Source organism: Herbiconiux sp. 320_LB (assembly GCF_059691755.1).
The window spans coordinates 58,292-82,517 of sequence record NZ_JCAWAD010000004.1; the positions used below are offsets into that span (position 1 = coordinate 58,292).

Consider the following 24,226-nt stretch of genomic DNA (forward strand, 5'->3'; position numbering starts at 1 on the left):
GGCACCACCGTAGACCTGGGCTGGGTCAGAGCGCGAGCAGTCGGCGGGCCGTGGTCGTGAAGGCCTCGCGGACCGATGCCGCGTCGTCGAGATGGGCGCCGACGAGCGCGCCGTCGCGGAGCAGGACGAGGGCGTCGGCGGCCGCCTCGACGGGGGAGGCCGCCTCGCCGGCGGTCGCCGAAGCGCCGGCATCGGCGGCATCACCGGCGACCCCGGCCGCCTCGGCACCGCCTCCCGCCGAAGCGGCAGCGCGCCCCGCCAGAACCTCCACCACGAGACCGCGGAACCAGCCCCGATGCTCTGCGACGATCACGCGCACCGGGCTCGCCGCATCCGGATACTCCAGCCCGGCGTTGATGAACGGGCAGCCGCGGGTGTGGCGGTGCTCGAAGTCGTCGGCGATCGCGTCGATCAGGCGCGCCGGGGCCTCGTCGGGCGGCACGTCGGCGAGCGCGGCCTCGAAGGCCGAGCGCACGATCCCGTCCTCGCGGCGGAGGCAGGCGGCGACGAGCGCCTCCTTGCCCGAGAAGTGACGGTACATCGTCGCGCGGGTGACCTTGGCCTCGGCGAGCACCCGGTCCATCCCGACCCCGCGGATGCCCTCGCGGTAGAAGAGTTCGGAGGCGACCCGCAGCAGGCGATCGCGCGCCGCGGACGCCTTCGCACCGGGCGCCGGGCTGCTCTCTCGAACGGTCGACACGGCTCGAGCTTAACAGAACATTCGTTCTGCCTCGGGGGACATCCGTTGTTCACCTGCGCGTCACCTCCGCTGAATAGCGTCACCTCTCGCATAGCGTGGACGAACCGGTCGTCCTGACCCGGAGACCGGATGGAAGAGGTGCCGACGTGACCGAGATCGATGCCGGCGGGCCGGACCTCGGGGCGCAGGCCGTGCTCGACGCCGGTGACTGCACGCCGCCGCCGCGCACGCTGATCGACATCCTCCGCCAGTCGGCGACCGAGAATCCGGATGCGCTGGCCCTCGACACCCCGGACGGCGCCGTCAGCTACCGACGGCTGCTCCGGCTGATCAACACGCAGGCCGCCGCGCTCACGACGCAGGGGGTGCGCCGCGGCGACCGGGTGGGCATCCGCATCCCGTCGGGGACCCGCGACCTCTACGTCTCCATCCTCGCCGTGCTCGCGGTCGGCGCGGCCTACGTGCCGGTCGACGCCGACGACCCGGAGGAACGCGCGCGGCTGGTGTTCGGCGAGGCCGCGGTGGTGGGTGTGATCGGGGCCGGGGGCGGGTTCGCCGAGTCGCCCGGTACGCGCCCGGCCGCGACGACGGACGAGGCGGGGGAAGGCGGCTTCGCCTCCCGCGGCCTGCCCGACGACGGCGCCCCGACGCTCGGCACCCCGACCGGCACGATCCCCGCTCTCGGCACGCCCCGCCCCGACGACGACGCCTGGATCATCTTCACCTCGGGTTCGACCGGCGTGCCCAAGGGCGTCGCCGTGACCCACCGCTCCGCCGCCGCCTTCGTCGACGCCGAGGCCCGGATGTTCCTGCAGAAGGCACCGCTCGGCCCGGGCGACCGCGTGCTGGCCGGGCTCTCCGTCGCCTTCGACGCCTCGTGCGAGGAGATGTGGCTGGCCTGGGGCCACGGCGCCTGCCTGGTGCCGGCTCCGCGATCGCTGGTGCGCTCGGGCGCCGACCTCGGTCCGTGGCTGATCGCCCACGGCATCACCGTCGTCTCGACCGTGCCGACCCTGGCCTCGCTCTGGCCCGAGGAGTCGCTCGAGTCGGTGCGCCTGGTCATCTTCGGCGGCGAGGCCTGCCCGCCCGAGCTCGTCGCCCGGATCGTGGCCCGCGGTCGCGAGGTCTGGAACACCTACGGGCCGACCGAGGCGACCGTCGTGGCCTGCGGGGCCCTGCTCGGGCCGGGACCTGTGCGCATCGGCCTGCCGCTGGACGGCTGGCGGCTCGCCGTCGTCGACGCCGAGGGCCGGCGCGTGCCGGAGGGCGGCACCGGCGAACTGATCATCGGGGGAGTGGGCCTCGCGCGCTACCTCGACCCGGCGAAGGACGCCGAGAAGTACGCCCCGTTCCCGACCCTCGGCTGGGAGCGGGCCTACCGCAGCGGCGACCTGGTGCGCTTCGAGGAGGCCGGACTCGTCTTCGTCGGCCGCGCCGACGACCAGGTCAAGCTCGGAGGCCGGCGCATCGAGCTCGGCGAGGTGGATGCCGCCCTGCAGGGACTCCCGGGCGTGGCCGGTGCGGCCTCCGCCGTGAAGACGAGCGCCGCCGGCAACCAGGTGCTCGTGGGCTACCTCGCGCTCGCCGACGGGGTCGCCTTCGACCGCGAGGCCGCGAACGCCCGGCTGCGGGAAGAACTCCCGGCCGCCCTCGTCCCGGTGCTCGCCGTCGTCGACTCGCTGCCCACCCGCACCTCGGGCAAGGTCGACCGGGCCGCGCTGCCCTGGCCTCTGCCCGGGGCTCGCGCGACCGCCGCGACCGGTGCGGCCGGGGGCGGTGCGGATGCGGCGGGCGGCGCATCCGGAACCGCCTCCGGCGGCGCATCCGGAACCGGCCTCGCCGGCGGCCCCACGGCCGACGACGGCCCGGTGCTCTCGCCGACCACCGCCTGGCTCGCGGAGCACTGGACCGCCATCCTCGGCCTCCCCGTCGAGAGCGCCGACGACGACTTCTTCGCCCACGGTGGCGGCTCGCTCGCGGCCGCACAGCTGGTGTCGGCGATCCGCGCGCGGTACCCGGAGACGCGGGTCTCCGACGTCTACGACCACCCGCGCATCGGCTCGCTCGCCGACGAGCTCGACGCCCGCTCGCCGGAGGCGGACGCGAAGGCCGCCGCCGCGGCCGCGGCTGCCGCGGGCGTGGCCGCCGGCACGGGCACGGGTGCCGCCTCGGGCGCCGACGGCCGGCCCGGCGCCTCGGCCGCCGGCATCCCGCTCACCCCCGCGTCGAGCCGCCTGGCGCAGACGCTGCTCGGCATCCCGCTGCACGTGCTCGTCGGCCTGCGCTGGTTCGTCTACCTCGCCACCGCCAACAACCTGCTGGATGCGACGGGTGCGGTCACCGTGCTCCCCACGCTGTCGTGGTGGTGGATCGCGGTGGGCTTCGTGCTCTTCGTCACCCCGCCCGGCAAGATGGCCATCTCGGTCGTGCTCTCCCGCCTGCTGCTCGCCGGGCTGCGGCCGGGGGAGTACCCGCGCGGCGGCTCGGTGCACCTGCGCGTGTGGCTCGCCGAGCAGGTCGCGCAGCTCGCGGGCTCGGTCAGCCTCGCCGGCGCACCCTGGATCAGCTACTACGCCCGCGCCCTCGGCGCCACGATCGGCCAGGGCGTCGACCTGCACTCCCTGCCGCCGGTGACCGGGATGCTCAGCATCGGCTCCGGCGCGGCCATCGAGCCCGAGGTCGACCTCGCCGGCTACTGGCTCGACGGCGACACCTTCCGCGTCGGTCAGGTGCGCATCGGCGCCGACGCGACCGTCGGCTCCCGCAGCACGCTCCTCGGCGGCGCGCACCTCGGCCGCGGCTCGGAGGTCGAGCCGGGTTCCGCCGTCTCCGGGCGCGTGCCGGCCGGCGAGCGCTGGGCCGGTTCGCCCGCCGCCCGGGTCGGCTCCGCCCGGCGCCCCTGGCCCGCCTCCCGGCCGCTGCCCGCCCGGCGCTGGCTCGCCGCCTACGCGCTCGGCTCGCTCGGGATGGCCGCGATGCCCGCCGTCGCCGTCGTGCTCGGCGCCCTCGTCGTCGGGGCGGGGATCACCGGGTCCGGGTCGCTCGCCGAGGCTGCCTGGCGCGCCGCCGCCTGGGTGCCCGTCGCCGTCGTGGTCGCGGGCGCGGTCTACGCCCTGCTCGTGCTGGGGTCGGTCCGGCTGCTCGGACTCGGCCTGCGCGAGGGCTACTACCCCGTGCGCAGCCGCGTGGGCTGGCAGGTGTGGTCGACCGAACGCATCCTCGACAGCGCCCGCACCCTGCTCTTCCCGCTCTACTCGAGCCTCGCGACGCCGTGGTGGCTCCGGATGCTCGGGGCCAAGGTGGGCCGCAACGTCGAGGCCTCGACCGTGCTGCTCCTGCCCGCCCTGACCACCATCGCCCCGGGGGCCTTCCTCGCCGACGACACCATGGTGGGCTCGTACGAGCTCGGCGGCGGCTGGCTGCGCATCGCGCCGGCCAAGGTCGGCCGGCGCGCGTTCCTCGGCAACAGCGGCATGGCCGGGCCCGGCCGCACGGTGCCCCGCAACGGCCTGGTCGCCGTGCTCTCCTCCGCCCCGCGCGGAGCCAAGCGGGGTTCGTCGTGGCTCGGCAACCCGCCGGTGCGTCTGCGCCGAACCGCCAGCGACTTCGACGAGGCGCGCACCTTCCGCCCGCCGGCGTCGCTCAAGGCGGCCCGGGCGATCTGGGAGATCCTCCGCGTCGTGCCGATCGTCGTGACGGCCTGGATCGCGCTCGCGGTGCTCGCCTCGCTCGAGTGGCTCTGGACCGAGGTGGGGCTCGGGGTCGCCGTACTGCTGTCCGGGGTGGTCATGCTGGCCGCCGGAGCGGTCGCCGCGCTGATCACGACCGCGGCGAAATGGGCGCTGGTGGGGCGGATCGACGCCACCGAGCATCCGCTCTGGTCGTCGTTCGTCTGGCGCAACGAGCTCGCCGACACCTTCGTCGAGACCGTCGCGCGGCCCTGGTTCGCCGCCAACGCCTCCGGGACCCCGGCGCTCGCCGTGTGGCTGCGCACGCTCGGAGCCCGGATCGGCCGGGGCGTCTGGTGCGAGTCGTACTGGCTGCCCGAGGCCGACCTGGTGACCCTCGGCGACGGGGCGACCGTGAACCGCGGCTGCGTGGTGCAGACGCACCTGTTCCACGACCGGATCATGCAGCTGGACCGGGTCTCGCTCGCCGCGGGATCGACGCTCGGCCCGCACAGCGTCATCCTGCCCGCCGCCTCGCTCGACGCGCACGCGAGCGTCGGACCGGCCTCGCTCGTGATGCGCGGGGAGCGGGTGCCCGGGGGAACGCTCTGGGCGGGCAACCCGATCGCCCCGTGGACGATCGCCGGGCGCTCGTGACCCGCGTGCCGCTCTCCGAGGGGTCGTGGCAGACTTGAGCCCATTCATGGCCGCCATCCCCGCTTCCGAGATCGGTTCCGCGACCGCTGGTGACGACTACCTCCCCACCAGCGGCAACGGCGGCTACACCGTCGTGCACTACGAGCTCGATCTCGACTACCGGGTCTCGACGAACCGCCTGACCGCGGAGGCCGTCATCCGGGCCCGCGCGACCCAGCCGCTGGCCCGCTTCAGCCTCGACTTCGCGGGCCTGAGCGTCGTGAAGGTGACCGTCGACGGCATGCGGCCGAAGAAGCTGGCCGAGACCACCCGCAAGCTGGTGATCACGCCCGAGAACCCCATCGAGGAGGACGCGGAGTTCACGGTGCACGTGCGCTACCGCGGAGCCCCGCATCCGATCCGGAGCGCCTGGGGCGAGGTCGGCTGGGAGGAGCTCGCCGACGGCGTCATCGTCGCCGGTCAGCCCTGCGGCGCCTCGTCGTGGTTCCCGTGCAACGACCACCCCGGTGACAAGGCGACCTACCGGATCGTCGTCGCCTGCGAGGCGGGATACACCGCCGTCTCGAACGGCGAGCTCGTCTCGCGCACCAGCCGCTCGGGCCGCACCACTTCGACCTTCGAGATGCGGCAGCCGATGGCCACCTACTTGGCGACCGTGCAGATCGGGCGCTATCGGTCGCGCGCCGTGACGCCGGCCCCGGCCCCGGCGTCGCCGGTGCCGCAGGCCCTCCACTACCCGCCGTCGCTCGAGACCCAGGTGGCCGTCGACTTCGCGCGGGTGCCCGAGATGGTCGCCGTGTTCAGCGGGCTGTTCGGGCCGTACCCGTTCGAGTCGTACGCGGTCGTCGTGACGCACGACGAGCTCGAGATCCCGCTCGAGGCGCAGGGGCTGGCGATCTTCGGGCGCAATCACGTCGACGGCGCGCACGGCAGCGACCGCCTGATCGCGCACGAGCTCGCGCACCAGTGGTTCGGCAACTGCCTCACCGTGGCGCGCTGGCGCGACATCTGGCTGCACGAGGGTTTCGCCTGCTATGCGGAGTGGCTCTGGGCCGAGGCCTCGGGCGGGCGCTCGGCCGAAGCGAACGCCGCGGCCCACCGGGCCCGGCTCGACGCCGAGCCGAAGGACATCGTGATCGGCGACCCCGGCGCGCAGGGGATGTTCGACGACCGCGTCTACAAGCGGGGGGCGCTCGCCCTGCACGCGGTGCGCCGGGCGCTGGGTGACGCGGCGTTCTGGCCCGCGCTGCGGGCGTATGTGGCCGAGTGCCGGTACGGAGTGGTCGCGACGGAGGACTTCGTGGAGATCATGGAGGCCTCCTCGGGCAGCGACGTCGTGGGGCCGCTGATCGAGCGGTGGATCTACTCGAAGGCGCTGCCGAAGCTCTGATGCGGTGATGCCGGGGGTGTTCGCAGGATCGCGATGACCCCGACCAGGCCGGCGGGGACGTCGATCTCGTGGAGCTCGACGGTCTCGGGGCGGATGCCGGGCGCGGCGCTCCTCGTTAGCGCGAGCTGGCCCTCGTCGCCCGGCTCCAGGCCGAGCGATCGCGGGTCGGTGCGCAGGCCCGTGCCGGCCGCCTTGAGCACCGCCTCCTTCGCCGACCAGAGCAGGGCGCGCATCCGTCGCCCCTCGTCAAGGTTCAGGGCGTCGAGCATCGCCCGCTCGGGGCCGTCGAAGGCGACGTCGTCGAGAGCGGATGCGGCCACGCGCGCGATCTCCTCGATGTCGACGCCGACCCGACCCGCCGACGAGGTCGCGAGGGCGACCCGGCCGCCCGCTCGCGCGAGCGAGACGTACTCGGGAGCGGGAGAGCCGTCGGCGAGGAACGCGATGGGCGACCCGTGGTCGTCGGCCCCGCAGACTGGGCAGCGGTGCCCGATGCCAGCGGCCCCCGCGAGCGCGGCGAGAGCCACGTGATCGGCCGCGCGATCGCCCTCGTCGAGCTGCAGCCGGAAGAGTACTCCGGGGTCGGCGGTGCTGTCCACGGTGCGAGCGTAGCCGCTGACAATGCACGCAGAGTTCACCCGCGCGCCCTTGGCGACAGCTGTAGATATCGCTTAGCATCACGGAATGGTAACTCGTGCGAAGTGGCGCAAACCCCTCCTGGCCGGGCTCGCGAGCCTCGCCCTGACCACCGGGCTCCTGGCGGCCGGTGCCGGCACGGCCTCGGCCGACGAGGCGCCCCCGCCCGCCCCGACCAGCACGTCTTCTCCGGATCGCACCATCGCGCCGGACGAGCACCTGACGCCGCTGGCCAAGCGGGTCGCCGTGACGAGCTTCGACCCCGACTACATCATCACCGACCGCAACATGTACGACGGCGCAGCGCTCGACGCGACCGCGGTGCAGGCCTTCCTGCAGCAGCAGGTGCCGGTGTGCCGCACGGGCTACACCTGCCTGAGCGGCTTCAGCACGACCACCCCGACCATCGCCGGTGATGCGCGCTGCGCTACCTACACCGGCCGCAGCTCGGAGTCGGCCGCAGCCATCATCGCCCGCGTCGGCGCCGCCTGCGGCGTGAACCAGAAGGCGCTGCTGGTGATCATGCAGAAGGAGTCCGAGCTGCCGGGCGACGACTTCCCGAGCCAGAAGCAGTACGACCAGGCGATGGGCTTCGACTGCTCCGACTCCGGGCCGTGCAACCCCGACTACGCCGGCTTCTTCAAGCAGGTCTACTACTCGGCGTGGCAGCTGCAGGACTACAAGCTGAACCCGGGCGACTACCAGTACAAGGTCGGCGTCGCCGCATCCATCAAGTACGCGCCCGCGAACTCGTGCAACACCCCCGCCCCGCCGCAGCGCACGCCGGCGACCCAGGCCACCGCGTCGCTGTACAACTACACGCCGTACCAGCCGAACGCCGCCGCCCTGAACGGCGACGACACCGACCCGTGCGCGAGCTTCGGCAACATCAACTTCTGGGTGATCTACACCGACTGGTTCGGGTACCCGCAGATCGACGTCGACCGGGTCAGCGGGGCCGACCGGTACTCCGGTGCCGTGGAGATCGCCAAGCGCGCCTTCCCGGACACCGCTCCCGTGGTGTTCGTGGCCAACGGCCAGAACTACCCCGACGCCCTGTCGGCCGGGCCCGCGGCGGTGAAGCTCGGCGGACCGCTGCTGCTCACCGACCCGGCCGCGCTGCCGCAGTCGGTCTCCGACGAGATCGCCTCGCTCGAGCCCGCGCGCATCGTGGTCGTCGGCGGGGTGAACTCGGTCTCGGATGCCGTGAAGACCCAGCTCGGCACCCTGGTACCCGGTGTCACGGTCGACCGCATCGCCGGCGCCAGCCGGTACGACACCTCGCGACTGCTCGTGCAGGACGCCTTCAAAGGGGGAGCCGGTGGGGCGTTCATCGCCACGGGCGGCAACTTCCCCGACGCGTTGAGCGCCGGAGCCGCGGCCGGATCGAAGGGTCAGCCCGTGCTGCTGGTCGACGGAAGCGCCTCGAGCCTCGACAGCGGTTCGGTGCAGGCGCTCAATGGCCTCGGCGTCACGTCGATCACGGTGGTCGGCGGCCCCAACTCGGTCAGCGCGGGCGTTCTCACCTCGGCACAGCAGCAGGTGACGCAGAACACGAACCGCATCTCGGGCTCCGATCGCTACGACACCTCGCAGAAGATCAACGCGGCCGTGTTCACGAAGGCGAGCCGGGCGTTCCTGGCCACCGGCGTGAACTTCCCGGATGCGCTGGCCGGATCCGCGTGGGCCGGTGCCGTCAAGGCGCCGCTGTACGTGGTGCAGCCGACCTGCGTGCCCGCCGCGGTGCGCACCGGGTTCCGGCCCGCCGGCATCCACCAGGTGACGCTGCTCGGTGGCCCGAACAGCCTCGGCACGGGGGTGTTCACGCTGCAGGGCTGCTGACCGGAACAGGAGCGGGCAGCCCGGCGCAGCCCGGCCCAGCTCACATGGCATGAATCGCACCGGGCGACCCTCGCGGAGGGCCGCCCGGTGTGATTGTCTGAGGGCATGAGCGAACTCCCTGCGCCGCACACCGGTGAGGAGCACTCCGACGCCTCGGCCGGGCGTCTCAACTGGCTGCGGGCCGGGGTGCTCGGCGCCAACGACGGCATCGTCTCGGTCGCCGCGATCGTCGTCGGTGTGGCGGGGGCCACGAGCGAGCTCGGGCCGATCGTCACCGCCGGCGTCGCAGGACTCGTCGGTGGCGCGATCTCGATGGCGCTCGGCGAATACGTCTCGGTGAGCAGCCAGGCCGACAGCCAGCGCTCGCTGATCGCCAAGGAGGCACGGGAGCTGCGCGAGATGCCGGAGGAGGAGCTCGCCGAGCTGACCGAGATCTACCGCCGGCGTGGCCTCAGCGAGGAGACCGCGGCGGCCGTGGCCCGCGAACTCACCGCGCACGACGCCCTGGGCGCGCACCTCGCCGCCGAGCTCAACATCGACGCCGACGACCTCGCGAGCCCGTGGCAGGCGGCCGGCGCTTCGGCGCTCGCCTTCACGGTGGGCGCGCTGCTGCCGTTCCTGTCGATCGTGCTCCTGCCCGAACCGGTTCGGGTACCGGTGACGTTCGTGGTCGTGCTCGTCGCGCTCATGCTCACCGGGGCGCTCAGCGCCTGGATCGGTGGCGCGGGCATCTGGCGGGCCACTCTGCGCGTGGTCGTCGGGGGAGCGCTCGCGCTCGCCGCGACCTTCGCGATCGGCACGCTGCTCGGCACGAGCGGCGTGGTCTAGGCCGCGACCGGCTCGACGGCCGGCGCCCGGCTCGGGGGGAGCGGGGCGCTCAGACCGCGACCGGCTCGGCGCCCGCAGGGGACCCCGCGAGCTCCGGGAACCGCTCGGCGAGCAGCTCGAGCGACCGCACCCGCGCCGGCGACGCGTCGAGCGGATCCGACGCCAGGGCTCCGCCGATCGGCGACACCATCACCTCGTCGGCCCCGTGCTGCGCGGCGAACGCGCGCAGTCGCTGCTCCACCGACTCGGGGTCGCCGATGTACCAGTGGCGCGACTGCTGCAGCACCGCGTCCTGCTCGGCCGGGCTGAGCTCGGCGACCTCGGCCTGCTCGACGGTCAGCTGCGGCACCAGGGCGCCGCCGGTGCGCAGGCGCGCCATCGTGATCAGCTGCGGCAGGGCCACGCGCTGGGCCTCCTCGCTCGTCTCGGCGACCGAGACGTTGGCGGTCAGGAAGGTCTGCGGCGCCGCGAGGGCCTCGGAGGGCTCGAACCGCGAGCGGTAGATCTCGAGCGCCTGCTCGATGCCGGGCTGGCCGAAGTGGTTGGCGAACACGAACGCGATGCCGAGCTTCGCGGCCAGCGTCGCGCTGAAGTCGCTCGAGCCGAGCAGCCAGAGCGCCGGGGCGCTGGTCACGTTCGGCGTCGCCTTCAGGTCGTACGACCGGCCGCGGATGTCGAGCCCCACGCCCGGCTGGTCGTCGGGCCCGAACGGCACGGCCGAGGCGGCGCGGTCCGAACCGAGCAGGGCGGCGACGGTCTCGACGTCGGTGGGGAAGGAGGCGGCGGGGTCGACGTCGGTCGTGGTGCGCGGCCCGCGCAGCATGTACGAGGTGACGGGATCCGACCCGGGCGCGCGGCCCAGACCCAGATCGATGCGCCCCGGATGCATGGCCTCCAGCAGCGCGAACTGCTCGGCCACCGTGAGCGGTGCGTGGTTCGGCAGCATCACGCCGCCCGAACCGAGACGGATGCGCCCGGTATGCCCGGCGAAGTGCGCGATCAGCGTCGACGGCGACGTGGAGGCGACGGCCGGCATGTTGTGGTGCTCGGCGACCCAGTAGCGGGTGAAGCCGAGGCGTTCGGCGGCCTGCACCAGACCGAGGCTCGCGGCGATCGCCTCGCCGGAGGACTGCCCGGTACGGACCGGGATGAGATCGAGTACGGAGAGCTGCGTCATGTCACAGAAGACAGCCGTCGGGAGCCCCGGATTATTCCGCCCGCCGAGTCCGTCACGGCATCCACGTCGACGGGATGCGCCGCCACCTGCGCCGCCCACCCCCGCCGAAACCCGGCGACTTCGCGAAACTCGCCCCGATTTCCCGGCATTCCGCACCTCCGCACGTACGGTAGCGGTGTGTGGCGTGCCGATAAGAAACGAGAAGTGGACGAATCGATGTCCGCAGCCGACTCCGCGGAGTCGGCGTGGGGGCGCAACGGTCTCGCGGCCGGAGGCGCGCCCATGGGCCAGGTCCTGACGACGGAGAGCCTCGTCGAGCCCGCGCGCGAGCGCTGGCGCAGTGAGCTGTCCGCCCTCGGTGGGGAGTCCCCGCTGCTCGTCTTCGACGATTCGCCGCGCTCCCGCATCGAACTCAGCACCACGCATCCGGGTGGTCTCGCCCAGTTCATCACCGGCAACGCCACCCTGCTCTCGAGCCTGATCCGCGACGAGCTCGCGCTCCGCAACGCCCGCATCGCCGCCGGCGCCATCACCGACAAGGGCGTCGAGCTCCGCTCCGTCCGCGGCGTCGACTCCGTGCACCTCGCCATCGGCCTCGCCGAGTGGCGGGGGGAGGACGGCCAGGGCGGCCGTGCCGTGCAGTACCGCGCCCCCGTGCTGCTCCGGCCCATCTCGGTGCGCCGCTACGGCCGCGACTTCGAGCTGAAGCTGCGGGGAGCCCCGTTCGTGAACCCGGTGCTCGCCGAGGTGCTGCAGGCGCAGTTCCAGATCGCGATCGACGGCGAGAGCCTCGTCGCGCTCGCCGCGTCCAACGGCGTCTTCAAGCCCCAGCCGGTCATCGACCGCCTCCGCAGCCTCACCTCGCACCTGCCCTGGTTCGCGGTGCAGCCGCGCCTGGTCGTGTCGTCGTTCGCGGATGTCGCCAGCGCCATGGTGGCCGACAGCCGCGATCTCGCGCATCCGGTGCTCGACGCCCTCGCCGGCAACGTCACCTCGCGCCGAGCGGTGCAGAGCGGCTACCACCCCGTCGAGGCCTCGCCGCAGGACCACCGGGCCCCGAGCACCGACACCCTGCTGCTCGACGCCGACGGCGAGCAGGAGAACGTGGTCGCCCAGATCTCAGGCGGCAACTCCCTCGTCGTCAAGACCCTCCCCGGCACCGGCGGCACCCAGACCATCGTCAACGCCATCGGCGCCCTCGTGTCGCAGAACAAGCGCGTGCTCGTGGTGAGCCCGCGCCGCCTCAGCCTCGGCGGCATCAGCCGGCGGTTGTCGGATGTGGGGCTGCCCGGCGTGGCCGTCTCCCCGCGCACCCTGCGTCGCGACCTCATCCAGTCGATCGGCCGCAACGAGAAGGCCCAGCAGCCGCGGGTCGCCGACGTCGACGAGGCGCTCGTGCGGCTGCGCAGCGTGCTGCTCGACTACCGCGGCTCGATGTCGCGCGTCGACCCGACCCTCAAGGTCTCGGTGCTCGACGCCCTGCGCGAGCTCGCCCGCCTGGCGCTGCTGCCGAACCCGCCGTCGACCACGGCGCGCCTCGACCGGGCGGCCCTGGAGTCGCTCGCCTCCGGCCGCGCCAAGGCCGCGAAGACCCTGAGCCGCGCCGCCGAGCTCGGCCAGTTCCGCTACGGGCCCGACGACTCGCCCTGGTACGGCGCCCAGTTCTCCTCGAGCGACGACGCCCACCGCGCCCACCAGCTCGCGAAGCGGCTCGACTCGAACGAGCTGCCGCGACTGCTCACCGGCGCCTACGACCTCATCGGCCAGACCCGGATGCGGCCCTTCACCTCGCTCGCCGAGCTCGGCACCTACCTGCGGCTGCTCGCCGACCTGCGCGAGACGCTCGACAAGTTCCTGCCCGTGGTCTTCGACCGCTCGCTCACCGACCTGATCGCCGCCACCGCCCCGCGCCGCGACGCCCCGCAGATGTCGTCGACCTCGCGCCGTCGACTCAAGGCCCTGGCGAAGGAGTACGTGCGGCCCGGCGTGCACATCGGCGACATCAACGAGTCGCTCCGCCGCATCCAGCAGCAGCGCACGCTCTGGTACCGCTACGCGGCCGCCGGCATCCCGCCGGAGATCCCCGTCGGCATCAACGACGTGCAGGTCGCCTACCAGCGCGTCACCGAAGACCTCGCGCAACTCGACCTGCCGCTGGGCACGGGCGGCACCGCGCGCCAGCTCTCCGCACTGCCGATCGATCAGCTGATCGGCATGATCGAGGGGCTCGCCGCCGACTCCGAGGTCCTCGCGAACCTGCAGGAGCGCACCTCGCTGCTCGACTCGCTGCACGAGCACTCGCTCGATCCGCTGCTGATCGACCTGTCGAACCGCCACGTGCCCGAGTCGGCGGTGCCGGACGAGCTCGAGCTCGCCTGGTGGCAGTCGGTGCTCGAGCTGATGCTCGCCAACGACCGCGCGCTCCTCGGGGCGAACACCGGGGTGCTCGACCGGCTCGAGGGCGACTTCCGGCTCGTCGACGAAGCTCACGCCTCGATGAACGGGCAGCTGCTCGCGTGGCAGCTGGCCGAGACCTGGAGCGTCGGCATCCTCGACCACCCGATGGAGGCCACGGCGCTCAAGGACCTGCTGCGCACCGACAAGGTCACCTCCGCGACCCTGCACGAGGCCGCACCGCACCTCGGCAAGGCCCTGGCTCCGGTCTGGCTCGCCTCGCCCTACGAGGTGCCGCAGATCACGGATGCGATCACCTTCGACACGGTCATCCTCGTCGACGCCGGCGCGACCACGCTGTCGGAGAACGTGGGTGCGATCCGCCGTGGCCGCCAGGTCGTCGCCTTCGGCGACCCGGTGACCCAGACGCCCTCCCGCTTCGAGATCGCCGTGCGCCCCATCGAAGAACAGCGCACCCGCTCGGTCGCCGACGCGGCCGAGGTCGAGGAGCTGCACGGAGAGTCGGCGCTCGCGCGCCTGGCCGACCTGGTTCCGACCATGTCGCTCACCCGCAGCTACCGGGCCGGCGGCGAAGACCTCGCCGAGCTCGTCAACCACCGCTTCTACGGCGGCAAGATCGACTCGCTTCCCTGGGCCGGCACCTTCCTCGGCCACGGCAGCCTCGCGCTGCACTACGTCGAGGGTCGAGGCGGCATGCCCGACCCCGAGACCGGAGCCGTCGAGAGCGTCGACGCCGAGGTCGACCGCGTCGTCGACCTCGTGCTCGACCACGCCATCAACTACCCGCGCGAGTCGCTCATGGTCATCACCGCATCGCCCCGGCACGCGGTGCGGGTGCAGCAGGCGGTTCTCGCGGCGTTCGCGAAGCGCAGCGACCTGGCCGACTTCATCCTGAAGGAGCGCGCCGAGCCGTTCATGGTTGCGACGCTCGAGCAGTCGGTGGCGCAGAGCCGCGACCGGGTCATCTTCTCGGTCGGCTACGGCAAGACCGCGCACGGCCGGGTGCTCACCAACTTCGGCGGGCTCGCTCGTCCCGGTGGCGAGCGGTTGCTCGCGGTCGGTATGACGAGGGCCCGTCGATCCATGGACATCGTCAGCTGCTTCATGCCCTCGGACATCGACGAGGACAGGATGAACTTCGGTGTCGTCGCCCTCCGCCAGATCCTGCAGGAGGCCGAGACCGGGCCCACGCCCGACACCTTCTCGAGCCCCGGCGACGCGCTGCTGATCGACCTCGCGCGGCGCCTCGGCGCGCGCGGCCTCGAGGTGGCCTTCGAGCACCGCGGCAAGCTCACCCTGGTGGCCTCGCACGCGGGTCGCGCGATCGCGATCGAGACGGATGCGGTGGTGCACTCGACCTCGCTCCGCGAGTCCCTGCGCCTCCGGCCCGACATGCTGCGCCGGCTCGGCTGGCACTACCTCCGGGTGCACAGCTTCGAGCTGTTCACGAACCCGGAGGCGGTGGCGTCGCGGATCGCGGACGTGATCGGGGTGCGGGAGCTCTCGCTCGTAGAGACCGCGCCGATCTCGATCTGACTGCCGCGCCGGATGCTTACCAGTGCGGGGGCTTGTCTGCCTTGAGGCGGGCGTCGTTCTCGGTGGAGGCGCCGGTGGACGGGCGGGGCGCGGGGGCGGTGCCCCAGGCAGCGTCGGTGTCTTCGGCGGCCCGCACGGGGGTGCCGTCGGGCAAGGCTTGCGGGGTGGGATCCGACCCGGGCGCGGCGTCTGTCGACACCCGCCGTCGTCCCGTCCTTTTCACCTCGACCACGCGTGAAGCCTACCCGTCCCGCCCGAATGCCCTCGATCCGTCACTCGTTGTCGCTATTTCACTGGTTTGGCGACAACTACTGACGGATCGAGGGCATCCGGGGGTGGGGGTGGGGAACCTGCTGCGGGTCAGTGCTTGGGGGTGTGGTCGGGCGGGGTCGGGGTCTCGCCGGCCGCCTTCGCGCGCTCCAGGGCGAGCAGGTCGCGGATCTGGATGAGGAGCTCGGTCTCGGTGGGGGGCAGTTCTTCGTTCTGCTCCTCGAGGGACTCCGCGGGGGTCTTCTTCAGCGAGAAGGCCACCTTCTTCAGATGGTTGATCGGCACGACGAAGACGAAGTAGACCACGACGGCGACCAGCAGGAACTGGATGATCGCGCCGAGCACCGCGCCGAACTTGATCTGCGAGTCACCGATCGTGAGGATGGCCACGCCGTCGAGGTTCTCGGCCTTGAACAGCGCACCGATCAGGGGGTTGAACACGTTGGTGACGATGGACGTGACGACGGCGGTGAACGCGGCACCGATGACCACCGCGACGGCGAGGTCGATGACGTTCCCGCGGAGGATGAACTCCTTGAATCCCTTGAACATGCCGTCAAGCCTAAGAGGCCGAGGGCTAGCTCGCCGGCTTTGCCGCGGGAGCGGCGGAGGATGACGACGAGGAGGAGCCGCCCGACGACGAGCCTCCGGACGACGAGCCCCCCGAGGACGAGCCGCCCGAGGACGAGCCGCCCGAGGACGAGCCCCCCGAGGACGAGCCTCCGGACGACGAGCTGGAGGACGAGGACGAAGACGACGACCCCGACGACTCGCCCGACCCCGAGTTGGCCCGCGAGTCGGTGCGGTAGAACCCCGACCCGTTGAAGGTCACGCCCACCGGGCTGAAGACCTTCCGCAGCTTGCCGCCGCAGACCGGGCAGACGGTCAGCGTGTCGTCGGTGAAGGCCTGCTGGATGTCGAACGCGTTCTCGCACTCGGTGCAGCGGTAGGAGTAGGTGGGCACAGGAGCCTCCGGCGTAGAGCGTGGGGCGCCGCGTACGGCGCGGTGGTCAGATCGATGTCAGTGGGTGAAGCGGATGATCCGCGTCGGGGTCACGGCGCCGTCGACCGGCGCGTCGTGGAGTTCTCGGGGCACGTCCTGCAGGATCTCGTCGTCGAACACCACGGCGAACACCGGCGGGCACTTCTCCATCGAGCCCAGGGTGCGGTCGAAGTAGCCGCGCCCCCAGCCCATCCGGGTGCCGCGCCCGTCGACCGCCGAGGCGGGGATGACGATGAGGTCGGCGTCGTTGATCGCGATGGGCCCGAGGATGCCGCCGACCGGCTCTGGCAAGCCGTACAGGCCCTCGGTCTCGGTCTCGCCGTCGCCCTCGGCCCAGTCGAGCAGCCCGTCCTGCCGCGCGATCGGCAGCAGCACCCGGCGACCGTCGGCGAGGGCCCAGTTGATGAAGGGGCGGGTGTTGGGTTCGAACGACGTCGAGAGGTAACAGGAGATGGTCCGTGCATCCACCTCGGTCGCGAGCGCCACCAGGTTCGCGGTGAACCCGACCTCGGCGGCGTCGACGACGTGGGCGGGGCGGGTGCGGCGGCGTTCGCGGAGCTCGGCGCGCAGCGCCCGCTTGTCGTGGGACGGGTCGGAGGCCATGGCTGCAATTGTAGGTCCGTCCCGGTGACAGGGGTGTTTCCGGGGCGTTCATCCGCTGTCGGCGGAACTGGATACGCTTGGGTCATGGGGACACATCTGACGAAAGCAGTCATTCCGGCAGCGGGTCTCGGCACCCGCTTCCTGCCGGCCACCAAGGCGATGCCGAAAGAGATGCTGCCGGTCGTCGACAAGCCGGCGATCCAGTACGTCGTCGAAGAGGCGGTGGATGCGGGGCTCTCCGACGTGCTCGTCGTCACGGGCCGCAACAAGACCGCGATCGACAACCACTTCGACCGGGTCTACGAGCTCGAGTCGACCCTGGAGCAGAAGGGCAAGGGCGACATGCTGCGGGTCGTCAACGAGTCGACCGCCCTCGCCGACATGCACTACGTGCGCCAGGGCGACCCGCTGGGCCTCGGCCACGCCGTGCTGCGCGCCAAGATGCACGTCGGCCATGAGCCCTTCGCCGTCCTCCTCGGCGACGACATCATCGACGCCCGCGACCCGCTGCTGCAGCGCATGCTCGACGTGCAGGAGTCGCGCAACGCGACCGTGATCGCCCTGATGGAGGTCGACCCCTCCCAGACCCACCTCTACGGTGTCGCCTCGGTCGAGGCCACCGACGACGACGACGTGGTGAAGGTCACCGGCCTGGTCGAGAAGCCCGACGCGGGCAAGTCGCCCTCGAACCTCGCCGTCATCGGCCGGTACGTGCTGCGCCCCGAGGTCTTCGACATCCTCGAGAACACCCCGCCGGGCAAGGGCGGCGAGATCCAGCTGACGGATGCGCTGCTCACGCTGGCCGAAGACGACGAGCTCGCCGGCGGCGTCTACGGCGTCGTCTTCCGAGGCCGTCGCTACGACACCGGCGACAAGCTCGACTACATCAAGGCGATCGTGCAGCTCGCCTGCGACCGCAAAGACCTCGGGCCCGACCTCCGTCCGTGGTTGAAGGAGTTCGTCGGCGGCCTGTAAGGCAGGCGGTCGCCGACGCGGTAGTGTTCGAGCAATGTTCGTTCCCACACTCTCCGAGGGGCCGGTCACCGTGCGGCCGATCCGCGTCCGCGACGCGAAACCGCTCGAGCGCGAGCTGATCGAGAACCGCAGCTGGCTGCGCAAGTGGGAGGCGACCAACCCGCAGGGGCCGATGTCCTTCGACACCCGCGCGAGCATCCGGGCGCTGCAGGCGAACGCACGGGCAGGGCTCGGGCTGCCGTTCATCCTCGAGCACGACGGCGAGCTGGCCGGCCAGCTCAACGTGTCCTCGATCAGCTACGGCTCGGTCGCCTCGGCGAGCATCGGCTACTGGGTCTCGGAGCGCTTCGCGGGCAAGAACATCACGCCGATCGGCGTGGCGCTCGCGGCCGACTACTGCTTCTTCTCGGTGGGGCTGCACCGGATCGAGATCTGTATCCGGCCCGAGAACGGGCCGAGCCTGCGGGTGGTCGAGAAGCTCGGCTTCCGGTACGAGGGGCTGCGGCGGCGCTACATCCACATCAACGGTGACTGGCGCGACCACTTCTGCTTCGCGCTCGTGCGCGAGGAGCTGCCGGTGGGCGTGCTGCGCCGCTGGCAGGAGGGGCGGATCCCGCCGGGTGGCGGGAGCGTGCCCGAGAGCGACGTGGAGGCGGCGAAGACGGCGTTGCCGGTCGAACCGCGCTGAGCCGGGATCGCGTGGTCGGGATGCGGTGACGGAATCCGCGACCGGTTGCGGTGACCGGGGGCTCCGAAACCACCCGGACGGGCAGATGCCCAGCGACACGCGCCCCTCATGCCGGGGCCGCGGACACCGCTCCCCGTACCGTTGACGCATGACAACGGAATGGCTCGGCGGAGGGTTCATGATCGCCCTCGCGGCGGTGCTGTGGCTGGCGTATCTGGTGCCCTCGTGGTTCCGTAGCCGGCAGTACCTCGCCACCGAGCGCAACGCCGTGCGTCTGCAGCAGACCCTGCGCATCCTGGCCGAGACGGCCGAGGTGCCCGACGAGGTGCGCATCGAGGCGAACGCCCGCAGCATCGCCGAGCAGGAGCGCATCCTGAAGCACCGCGCCGCCCAGCGCGAGCTCAAGGCCATCCCCACCGCCGTCCGCACCGCCGACCGGCTGCGCCGCTCGCGGGCGGTCACCGCCGCGGTCTTCGCGCTGTCGCTCGCCGTGGCCGTGCTCGGCGGGATGCAGGCGGTCTACACCGGGGCCTGGATCATCCTGATCGGTGGCGTGATCGCCAGCGCGGTCAGCCTGAGCGCACTCGTCAAGCTCGCCAAGGCGGGCCGACGCCTGAAGCTCCCGCGCCCGGTCGGTCTGGTCTCGCCCGAGCTCGTCGACCACTCGGATGCGTTCGCCGACGATTCGTCGGACGAGCGCGCTGCGGACGAGCTCGCCGAGTACTCCCGTTCCCAGGGCGCCGAGTCGGCCGAGGCGGAGAGCCGGGGTGGCTGGGTGCCGGTGGCCGTGCCGCGCCCGCGCTACCTCGCGCATCCCGTCGACGTGCCGCTCGGCCTCGCCGACGAGGAGCCGCTGGACGACGAGGGCACCCTCGACATCGACCGCACGAGCGAGTTCGCCGAGGCGACCGCCCGCGCCGCCGTCGCGCACCGGCAGTCGCTGCTCAAGGCGGCGGCGGAGGCCGAGACGGCGCTGCGGGCGCGGTTGGATGCGGAGCACGCGACGGTCTCCGAGCTCCCGGTCCCCGTCGCGGTCGCTGCTGAGCCGGCCGCTCCGGCCGCTGTTCCCGCGGGGCCGCCGTCGCGCTTCGCTCGGATGGGGATCGTGGAGGACGACACCGCGTCGCACCTCGACCTCGACGAGATCCTGGCCCGGCGCCGCGCGGGCTGACATCGCGGCGTTGCCGCCTCCTGGCGCTCGCGACGTTCTTGCGGCGTTGCCGCATCCTGGCGCTCTTGCGGCGTTGCCGCATCCTCACCCCCGGCGTAGCCTCGGTGCGCATCGGAAGGAGACGACGATGCCTGGAAAGAAGACGCCGCCCCAGCTCAAGGATCCGGGGCTCTACGAAGAGCTCCGCGACCAGGGCGACTCGAAGCAGAAGGCCGCCCGCATCTCTAACGCCGCCGCAGCCCGAGGGCGCACGGCGGTGGGGAAGAAGGGCGGGGAATCCGGATCGTACGAGGACTGGACCGTGGCCGAGCTGAAGAAGCGGGCGAAAGAGCTCGGTCTCACCGGGTATTCGTCGAAGAAGAAGGCCGAGCTGGTGGAGGTTCTGCGCGACTCCTGACGCCGGGCCGCGGCTGTGGCTGGAGGTCGCCGCCGATTCATTCCCCGACGGGAATGGGTCGCCCTCCTAGGATGTCAGCATGAGCGACGACGGAGTCCGAACCGCTGCCCGCACCGCCACGTCGATCGATCTGTCGAAGCGGGATCTGACGCTCGACCTCGCGCGGGTGTTCTGCGTGCTGCTGGTCGTGGTCATCCACCTGCTGATGGTCGGGGTGGGCTCCGGGCCCGACGGCCAGATCGCCGTGAGCCGCCCGCTCGAGGAGCAGTGGTGGTTCGCCCCCGCCACCTGGGCCGGCCAGATCATGCCGCTGTTCTTCGTGGTCGGCGGTTTCGCCTCGATCACCGCCTGGCGGAGCCTCGAGCGGCGTGGCGGCACGGGTGCCGACTACGTGCGCAACCGGGTGCTGCGTCTCGCGCAGCCGGCGTTCCCGCTGTTCGTGTTCTACGTCGTCGTGATCGGGGGAGCCCGGCTGATCGGGATCGACCCGCAGCTCGTCGACGTGGCCGTGGTCGGGGCGGCGTCGCCGCTGTGGTTCCTGGCCGCGTACACGCTGTGCCAGGCGCTGGTGCCCGTGATGGTCGTCTGGCATCGGCGCAGCCCGCGGGCCACGCTCGTCGTGCTGCTGGCCGGGGCGATCGCGGTCGACGCGATCCGCTACTCGACCGGCATCGACGCGATCGGGCTGGCGAACCTGTTCTTCGTCTGGCTGCTCGTGCAGCAGCTCGGCTTCTGGTACGCCGACGGCTGGTTCGCCGCGCGGCGGTGGTGGACCCTCGTCGCCATCGCGGCGGTCGCCTACGCGAGCCTCGTGCCGCTGACCGCCTGGGGCCCGTACGCCGACGACATGCTCACGAACCTCAACCCGCCGACGCTGCCGCTGGTGGCGCTCGCGATCGCCCAGGCGTGCATCCTGCGCCTGTTGCGGCCGGCGCTCGCGGCGCTGATGAACACGCACGCGGCGCGGGCCTTCGTGTTCCTGATCGGGTCGCGGTTGATGACGATCTACCTGTGGCACCTGCCGGTGATCCTGGTGCTGTCGGGCCTGGCGCTGCTGGTGCCGTTCGCCAGCCCGCCGCCCGCGTCGGCCGCGTGGTGGCTGACGAGGCCGGTGATGTTCGTGCTGGTGATCCTCGCGGTCTTCGGGCTGTCGTTCCTGGTGGGCCGGTGGGAGGCGCCGCGCGAGGTGAAGGCGACGCCGCCGCCCGCGGTCGTGGCCGTGGCGACGGTGCTGGCGTTCATCCCGCCGTTCCTGGTGATGCAGTTCTTCATGGACCTGCCGATCGCCATCGTCGGCAGCGTGCTGCTCGGGGTGTCGATCCTGATGCTCGGGCGGTGGGGCGCGGGGCGCCGGCCGGATTGGCGCCGGGCGGGGTTCTCGTCGTAGACTTTCGGGGTTGTCGATTCTTTCGTCAGCGGGGCTATGGCGCAGTTGGTAGCGCGTCTCGTTCGCAATGAGAAGGTCCGGGGTTCGAATCCCCGTAGCTCCACCACGGAAGGCCCTGGGATCCACGATCCCGGGGCCTTCGGCTTCGCCGGGGGCGATCGGGTGTCGGATTGTCGGTTCGCAGCATCGTCGGTTCGCAGCATCGTCATCGGGGAATAGATCAACGCACGAGTCCGCCGGATCGGCGCACTGGGCGCACTCGGCGTCGGCCTCGTCGTCGTGGTCACGCCCCGCATCGTCGAGGGGTTCGGCCGCTCCGCCGGTCTCGGGTGGACCCTGGTGATCGCCGTCCCCGTGGTCGTCGGTGCGGCCTGGCTCGGTATCCTCCTGGTGATGCACCTCCTGGAGGCGCCGGCCCGACGACTCGAGCGCCGGTTGGGCAGACCCGCCTTCACGCTGACGGGCCAGCGCGGGATGAACCTCCAGCTCCTTCTGGACGCGAGGTCGGAGGTGCCGGCGGCCCCGACCGTTGCGGCCTCCGACTCGGCCGTCGAGTTCTGGTGGAAGTCGACCAGCCCGGCGCCCTTCGCGGCGATTCCCCGCGACCGGATCACGTCCATCGAGATCTCCTCGCCGGCGGCTCTCGGGCGGGACACATCGGCGGTGATCCTCCACGTCGACTGGATGCGCGAGCCGATCCGCATCGCGATGGTCTCGCGCCGCTTCTTCTCGATGGGGTCTGCGACCGAGGCCGAGACGCGGGAGTACGCCCGCCAGCTCGGGTTGCAGCCGGGCTGAGGCGACTGCCGAGGCGGGTCCGGTCAGGGCTGGCGGAGGGCGGCGCCCAGACGGCGGACCCAGGCTGTGAAGCGCGCTGTGTGCCGGTCGGTGAACTCATTAGCGAGGCGGAGGGTCTCGTCGCCGAGGTCTCCACCCGCGAGAATGGACTCGAGGGCCTGGAGGGCGCGGCGCTCCTGCGCGTCGGCGGATGCGGCGGAGTCGTGGGATCCGCCAGATGCGGCGGAATCGGGGAGGCCAAGGGACGCGGCGGATTTTGCGCCGCGGTCGTCGCCATTGGGGTGCACGGGGCTCACGCGAACAGCCTACGTCGGGAGCGCCCAGCCCCGACGGTCCGGCGCGGGCTAGGCGACCTGGTCGGTGATGCGCTCGAAGCGCACCGCGGCCTGCTGCGCGTCGAGCTCGCCCCGGGTCACGGCCGACACGACGTCGAAGTACTCCAGGCGCAGGCGAGCCCGCTCGGTTGTGACCGGGAGACGCGCGTGGTCGAGGGCGAACGCGGCGTCCGTGCGGGCGATCAGGGCGTCTCGGGTCCAGGTGCTGTCGGTCACGCGCCGACCGTAACGGCCGCAGGTTAACGTTTGCTATCGACGGGGTGCGAGGGCGCCGGAGCGGGCGGGGTGCAGGATGCGCGGGGGCGGGTGGAGGGCGCGGCCGCGTCTTCCTCCGCCGCGTGATTCTGCTGGGCCGGGGTCCGGGGCGGGATCCGGGCCGTGCACCAGGGCCGGGCCGGGCCGAGTTCGGGGGCGGGGCTGGGGAGCGATCCCGGTCGAGTTCCGAGGCGGGGTCGCGCCCGGGCTCCGGGCGGGGTCGGGTGCCGAGGTGGGGTCGGGCCGGGTGCCGGCGCGGGGTTGGGCCGGGGCGGACTCCGGCGGCTCGCAGCACCGTCGGGTAGCGTCGTGGCATGAGCATCCCGCCCGACGTGCGCACCGGGCCGCGGCAGTTCGGGCTGCTGCCACGGCGCAAACTTCCTCAGCTCCCGCCCAAGGGAGAACCCTGGCACGGCCTTAGGCGCCGATCGACGCTCATCTTCCTCGGCGTCGCCGTCGTGCTCGTGGCGGTAACCTGGGCCGGAATCGCACTTTCGAGCACCGCCTACCCGACCACGATCGACGGCGTCACGGCCGAATCGTCGCTCGGACTCGACGAGCTCGAAGCCACCCTCCCCGTCGCACCGGTCGCGGAGAATGCGCAGTCGCGCATCCAGCCCTGCCCCGACGGCGGCGAGAAGCAGCAGGTCGTGCTCACGCGCACGCTGACGCTCGCACCCTCGGTGGATGCGGCGGGCTGGGTGCGCGACACCTCGTCGGCCTACCGCGACAAGGGCTGGAGCGTCACCCAGGCCCCGACCGACTCCGGCGACACCGCCACGACGTTCATCGGCCCGGCGCTGGTGCCCTACGTCGTCACGCTGCCGGCGGCCGGCGGGTCGACCGTCACCCTCGCCAGCGACTCCCGCTGCGCCGCGGGCTGAGCGGCAGCGCTGGCCTTTGGTGCCGGCGCAGCTGGCGCGGCCGCGCCGCGGCGGCCGGGGTCACGAAGCGGCACACGGTAGATTCGACGGGATGTCGCCCGGCACCCTGTTCCGAATCGTCTCGTTCGCCGAAGCCGTCACCTGGACCGCCCTGCTCATGGCGATCATCGTGCGCGCGACCGGTGCCGAGGTGCCGGTGTTCTTCGCGGTCGGGCTGGCCCACGGGGTCGTGTTCTTCGCCTTCGTCGCGAGCACCGTCGTCGTCGGGCTCAACCAGCGTTGGCCCTGGTGGCTTGTGCTCGTGACCGCGCTGACCTCGGTGCCGCCCTACGGCACGGTCGTGATGGATGCGGTGCTCGAGCGCACGGGCCGGCTGCGGGGCGGATGGCGGCTCACCGCATCCGACGACCCCCGCGATGCCGGCTGGGTCGATCGCACCCTGCGGTACTTCCTCCGGCGCCCGTGGCTGTTTCTCGTGCTGCTGCTCGTGGTGATCGCGCTGCTGACACTCGTGGCGCTCCTCGCGGGTCCCCCCGGCCGCTGACCCGGACCCCCGCCCAGGCTCTCGCACCCACCGCGCCAAGAAGTCACCTTCACCCACCTCGCCGAGA

Annotated in this window: 22 protein-coding genes and 1 tRNA gene; 14 read left to right on the forward strand and 9 right to left on the reverse strand. The window is 72.3% G+C overall.

Going from position 1 to position 24,226, the window contains the following annotated elements; all coding sequences use genetic code 11:
- Positions 1 to 25: 25 nt before the first annotated feature.
- The gene (locus tag AC59HU_RS11635) at positions 26 to 700 is read right to left on the reverse strand and encodes a TetR/AcrR family transcriptional regulator (protein WP_497223566.1); all 675 of its coding nucleotides are present in this window, start codon (positions 698 to 700) and stop codon (positions 26 to 28) included.
- Positions 701 to 855: 155 nt separating this feature from the next.
- Between AC59HU_RS11635 and AC59HU_RS11640 the strand changes: the two genes are divergently transcribed.
- Together AC59HU_RS11640 and AC59HU_RS11645 are read left to right on the forward strand one after the other, a co-directional pair.
- Positions 856 to 5,025, forward strand: a complete 4,170-nt coding sequence (locus AC59HU_RS11640; RefSeq protein ID WP_497223926.1) for a Pls/PosA family non-ribosomal peptide synthetase — start codon at positions 856 to 858, stop codon at positions 5,023 to 5,025.
- Between the two features lie 46 nt (positions 5,026 to 5,071).
- Complete coding sequence (locus AC59HU_RS11645) at positions 5,072 to 6,415, forward strand: M1 family metallopeptidase (RefSeq protein ID WP_497223567.1); 1,344 nt, start codon at positions 5,072 to 5,074, stop codon at positions 6,413 to 6,415.
- Here the strand turns inward: AC59HU_RS11645 and AC59HU_RS11650 are convergent.
- Positions 6,388 to 7,014, reverse strand: a complete 627-nt coding sequence (locus AC59HU_RS11650; RefSeq protein ID WP_497223569.1) for a 4'-phosphopantetheinyl transferase family protein — start codon at positions 7,012 to 7,014, stop codon at positions 6,388 to 6,390. The genes AC59HU_RS11645 and AC59HU_RS11650 overlap by 28 nt on opposite strands.
- An 85-nt stretch (positions 7,015 to 7,099) precedes the next feature.
- Here AC59HU_RS11650 and AC59HU_RS11655 point away from each other — a divergent pair, with 85 nt between their 5' ends.
- Both AC59HU_RS11655 and AC59HU_RS11660 read left to right on the forward strand, forming a co-directional pair.
- Entirely contained in the window at positions 7,100 to 8,893 is a 1,794-nt protein-coding gene (locus tag AC59HU_RS11655; protein ID WP_497223571.1) for a cell wall-binding repeat-containing protein, read from the forward strand.
- A 105-nt stretch (positions 8,894 to 8,998) separates the two neighbouring features.
- Positions 8,999 to 9,721, forward strand: a complete 723-nt coding sequence (locus AC59HU_RS11660) for a VIT1/CCC1 transporter family protein (RefSeq protein WP_497223573.1) — start codon at positions 8,999 to 9,001, stop codon at positions 9,719 to 9,721.
- A 49-nt stretch (positions 9,722 to 9,770) separates the two neighbouring features.
- Here AC59HU_RS11660 and AC59HU_RS11665 read toward each other — a convergent pair whose 3' ends face one another.
- Positions 9,771 to 10,898, reverse strand: a complete 1,128-nt coding sequence (locus AC59HU_RS11665) for an LLM class flavin-dependent oxidoreductase (RefSeq protein ID WP_497223575.1) — start codon at positions 10,896 to 10,898, stop codon at positions 9,771 to 9,773.
- A 282-nt stretch (positions 10,899 to 11,180) separates the two neighbouring features.
- Here AC59HU_RS11665 and AC59HU_RS11670 point away from each other — a divergent pair, with 282 nt between their 5' ends.
- Positions 11,181 to 14,849, forward strand: a complete 3,669-nt coding sequence (locus AC59HU_RS11670) for an AAA family ATPase (protein ID WP_497223927.1) — start codon at positions 11,181 to 11,183, stop codon at positions 14,847 to 14,849.
- A 16-nt stretch (positions 14,850 to 14,865) separates the two neighbouring features.
- Here AC59HU_RS11670 and AC59HU_RS11675 read toward each other — a convergent pair whose 3' ends face one another.
- From AC59HU_RS11675 to AC59HU_RS11690, 4 genes are all read right to left on the reverse strand, one after another.
- Positions 14,866 to 15,048, reverse strand: a complete 183-nt coding sequence (locus AC59HU_RS11675) for a hypothetical protein (RefSeq protein ID WP_497223577.1) — start codon at positions 15,046 to 15,048, stop codon at positions 14,866 to 14,868.
- A 161-nt stretch (positions 15,049 to 15,209) separates the two neighbouring features.
- Positions 15,210 to 15,671 carry a large conductance mechanosensitive channel protein MscL gene (gene mscL / locus AC59HU_RS11680; protein ID WP_497223579.1) on the reverse strand — a complete coding sequence of 154 codons (462 nt, stop codon included), beginning with the start codon at positions 15,669 to 15,671 and terminating at the stop codon, positions 15,210 to 15,212.
- A gap of 25 nt (positions 15,672 to 15,696) precedes the next feature.
- A complete protein-coding gene (locus AC59HU_RS11685; RefSeq protein WP_497223581.1) occupies positions 15,697 to 16,083 on the reverse strand; it encodes an FmdB family zinc ribbon protein in 387 nt (128 codons plus the stop codon).
- Between the two features lie 57 nt (positions 16,084 to 16,140).
- Entirely contained in the window at positions 16,141 to 16,725 is a 585-nt protein-coding gene (locus AC59HU_RS11690; RefSeq protein ID WP_497223583.1) for a 5-formyltetrahydrofolate cyclo-ligase, read from the reverse strand.
- A gap of 84 nt (positions 16,726 to 16,809) precedes the next feature.
- On the opposite strand from AC59HU_RS11690, the gene galU reads away from it, so the two are divergent.
- The 7 genes from galU to AC59HU_RS11725 all read left to right on the forward strand — a co-directional run bounded on the left by galU (position 16,810) and on the right by AC59HU_RS11725 (position 22,141).
- Entirely contained in the window at positions 16,810 to 17,700 is an 891-nt protein-coding gene (gene galU, locus AC59HU_RS11695; protein WP_497223585.1) for a UTP--glucose-1-phosphate uridylyltransferase GalU, read from the forward strand.
- Between the two features lie 34 nt (positions 17,701 to 17,734).
- Complete coding sequence (locus tag AC59HU_RS11700; RefSeq protein WP_497223587.1) at positions 17,735 to 18,388, forward strand: GNAT family N-acetyltransferase; 654 nt, start codon at positions 17,735 to 17,737, stop codon at positions 18,386 to 18,388.
- A 148-nt stretch (positions 18,389 to 18,536) separates the two neighbouring features.
- The gene (locus AC59HU_RS11705; protein WP_497223589.1) at positions 18,537 to 19,559 is read left to right on the forward strand and encodes a hypothetical protein; all 1,023 of its coding nucleotides are present in this window, start codon (positions 18,537 to 18,539) and stop codon (positions 19,557 to 19,559) included.
- Between the two features lie 127 nt (positions 19,560 to 19,686).
- Complete coding sequence (locus AC59HU_RS11710) at positions 19,687 to 19,956, forward strand: DUF7218 family protein (RefSeq protein WP_497223591.1); 270 nt, start codon at positions 19,687 to 19,689, stop codon at positions 19,954 to 19,956.
- A gap of 79 nt (positions 19,957 to 20,035) precedes the next feature.
- Complete coding sequence (locus tag AC59HU_RS11715; RefSeq protein ID WP_497223593.1) at positions 20,036 to 21,343, forward strand: acyltransferase family protein; 1,308 nt, start codon at positions 20,036 to 20,038, stop codon at positions 21,341 to 21,343.
- Positions 21,344 to 21,373: 30 nt separating this feature from the next.
- Positions 21,374 to 21,449 (forward strand) — tRNA-Ala (locus tag AC59HU_RS11720).
- 173 nt (positions 21,450 to 21,622) lie between these two features.
- Entirely contained in the window at positions 21,623 to 22,141 is a 519-nt protein-coding gene (locus tag AC59HU_RS11725) for a hypothetical protein (RefSeq protein ID WP_497223595.1), read from the forward strand.
- Between the two features lie 23 nt (positions 22,142 to 22,164).
- On the opposite strand, the gene AC59HU_RS11730 is transcribed toward AC59HU_RS11725, so the two are convergent.
- Positions 22,165 to 22,437 (reverse strand): hypothetical protein, encoded by a 273-nt coding sequence (locus tag AC59HU_RS11730; protein ID WP_497223597.1) that lies wholly within the window; start codon positions 22,435 to 22,437, stop codon positions 22,165 to 22,167.
- 48 nt (positions 22,438 to 22,485) lie between these two features.
- Positions 22,486 to 22,692: a hypothetical protein gene (locus tag AC59HU_RS11735; RefSeq protein ID WP_497223599.1), complete on the reverse strand. Its 207-nt coding sequence runs from the start codon at positions 22,690 to 22,692 to the stop codon at positions 22,486 to 22,488.
- Positions 22,693 to 23,045: 353 nt separating this feature from the next.
- Here AC59HU_RS11735 and AC59HU_RS11740 point away from each other — a divergent pair, with 353 nt between their 5' ends.
- Together AC59HU_RS11740 and AC59HU_RS11745 are read left to right on the forward strand one after the other, a co-directional pair.
- Positions 23,046 to 23,615, forward strand: a complete 570-nt coding sequence (locus AC59HU_RS11740; protein WP_497223601.1) for a hypothetical protein — start codon at positions 23,046 to 23,048, stop codon at positions 23,613 to 23,615.
- Between the two features lie 91 nt (positions 23,616 to 23,706).
- Positions 23,707 to 24,159, forward strand: coding sequence for a DUF3817 domain-containing protein (locus tag AC59HU_RS11745; RefSeq protein WP_497223603.1), 453 nt, complete (start codon positions 23,707 to 23,709; stop codon positions 24,157 to 24,159).
- The last annotated feature ends 67 nt before the right edge of the window (positions 24,160 to 24,226 follow it).